Origin of the sequence: Nitrobacter sp. 62-23 (assembly GCF_001897285.1) — a bacterium.
Taxonomy (GTDB): Bacteria; Pseudomonadota; Alphaproteobacteria; order Rhizobiales; family Xanthobacteraceae; genus Nitrobacter.
In genome coordinates this window covers 1-1976 of sequence record NZ_MKSM01000064.1, presented here as the reverse complement: position 1 = coordinate 1976, position 1976 = coordinate 1, and the positions used below count along the sequence as shown (strand labels likewise).

At 64.0% G+C, this 1976-nt stretch carries 2 protein-coding genes; both read right to left on the bottom strand.

Annotated features, from left to right (window positions below):
- Window positions 1-126: 126 nt before the first annotated feature.
- Window positions 127-690: a nitroreductase gene (locus BGO16_RS05155; RefSeq protein ID WP_292617514.1), complete on the bottom strand. Its 564-nt coding sequence runs from the start codon at window positions 688-690 to the stop codon at window positions 127-129.
- A 72-nt stretch (window positions 691-762) separates the two neighbouring features.
- Window positions 763-1976: threonine--tRNA ligase (thrS, locus tag BGO16_RS05150; protein WP_292617513.1), on the bottom strand; the 1214-nt coding region annotated here is incomplete at its 5' end.

Below are 1976 nucleotides of genomic sequence, written 5' to 3'. Positions count from 1 at the left end.
GCTTCCGCGGCACTCCCAGCTCACCGGGTGGGGAACTGCCCCGGCCCGGGACCGAGGCATCCGGGCGGGCGAACGTGACAGCATCCGGGACGGCCATCGCTGACCGTCGAGCGTGTGAGACGTCGTTCAGAACCGGGTCACGACATCCGACAAGGCCGGGCGAGGGCGGTCCTTGTTCGGTTTTGTCGGCGTGCCGATGTGGATAAAGCCCGCGAATCTTTCGTCCGGCTTCAATCCGAGGCCGTCAAGTATGTCGCGATCGTAGGCAAACCAGCCGGTCAGCCAGTTCGCGCCGTAGCCGAGCGCGGTGGCGGCGTTGACAATGCTCATGGCGCTGGCGCCTGCCGACAGGACCTGCTCCCACGACGGCACCTTGGGGTGCTGCTTGATGCAACTCACCACGCCGATCACCAGCGGTGCTTCCGTCAACTGGTGCTTTTCGATTTCGATCTCCTCCTGCGGAGCCGACGGATTCTTGCGCGCATAGACACGGGCGATGACATCGCCGGCGCGGGCGCGGCCATCGCCTTCGAACACGATGAACCGCCATGGTGCGATCTTTCCGTGATCTGGCACGCGCGCGCCGATGGTGAGGATCGTCTCGATTTCCTCAGCCGAGGGACCGGGTTCGCTCATGTCGCGCGGTTTGACCGAGCGGCGGGTGCGCAGGAAATCGATGATGTCGGACATGATGCTCTCTTGAAATGGATATTTTCTTGAATCTGCTGATGGAGCGAAGGATGGAGCGCAGGCCGTGATGCGTCAGGCCTTGCTCCGCTCCCGTTTGATATCCGGCGGGATGGCTTCCTCCGCCAGCGCCGCGATCGCGTCGGCGGTCGGCATCACCTTCTGACCCTCGCTGCCGAGACGGCGGATGGAGACCGACCGGCTCTCGGCTTCCTTCTTGCCGACCACGAGCAGCGCCGGAATCTTCGCCAGCGAGTGCTCGCGCACCTTGTAGTTGATCTTCTCGTTGCGCAGGTCGATCTCGACGCGAAGTCCTGCGCGCCGTGCGGCGGCGGCGACCTCTTTGGCATACTCGTCGCCGTCGGAGGTGATGGTCGTGACGACCGCCTGCACCGGCGCGAGCCAGAGCGGAAAATTGCCGGCGAAATGCTCGATCAGGATGCCGATGAAGCGTTCGATCGAGCCGCAGATCGCGCGATGCACCATCACCGGCGCCTTCTTGGCGCCGTCGGCATCGATATAGAACGCGCCGAACCGCTCCGGCAGGTTGAAGTCCACCTGCGTGGTGCCGCACTGCCAGTCGCGGCCGATGGCGTCACGCAGCACGTATTCGAACTTCGGTCCGTAGAACGCGCCTTCGCCGGGATTGGTCTCGGTCTTGATGCGATTGTTTGACGCGGCGATGCGCTTGAGCACGTCGGCCATGACTGCTTCGGCGTGATCCCACGCGGCGTCGGAGCCGACCCGCTTTTCGGGGCGCGTCGAGAGCTTCACCGTCAACTCGCCGTCGAAACCGAAGTCGGCATAGGTCGACAGGATCAGCTCGTTGATCTTGAGGCATTCGTCGGCGAGCTGGTCCTCGGTGCAGAAGATATGCGCGTCGTCCTGGGTGAAGCCGCGCACCCGCATCAAGCCGTGCATGGCGCCCGACGGCTCGTAGCGATGCACCACGCCGAACTCGGCAAGCCGCAGCGGCAGGTCGCGATAGCTCTTCAGCCCGTGCTTGAAGAGCTGCACATGGCCGGGGCAGTTCATCGGCTTGATCGTGAACCAGCGTTTGTCCTCGGCCTCGTCGCCGGCCGACTGCGCCGCGAACATGTTCTCGCGATACCATTCCCAATGGCCCGACGTCTCCCACAGCGACTTGTCGAGCATCTGCGGCGCGTTGACCTCGTCATAATCTTCCGCAAGCCGCCGGCGCATGTAGGCGATCACGGCCTGGAAAATGGTCCAGCCCTTGGCGTGCCAGAACACCACGCCGGGACCTTCCTCCTGGAAGTGGAACAGGT

Coding starts and splice junctions, on each gene's coding strand:
- BGO16_RS05155 (WP_292617514.1), bottom strand. CDS start 690: ATGTCCGACATCATCGATTTCCTGCGCACCCGCCGCTCGGTCAAACCG.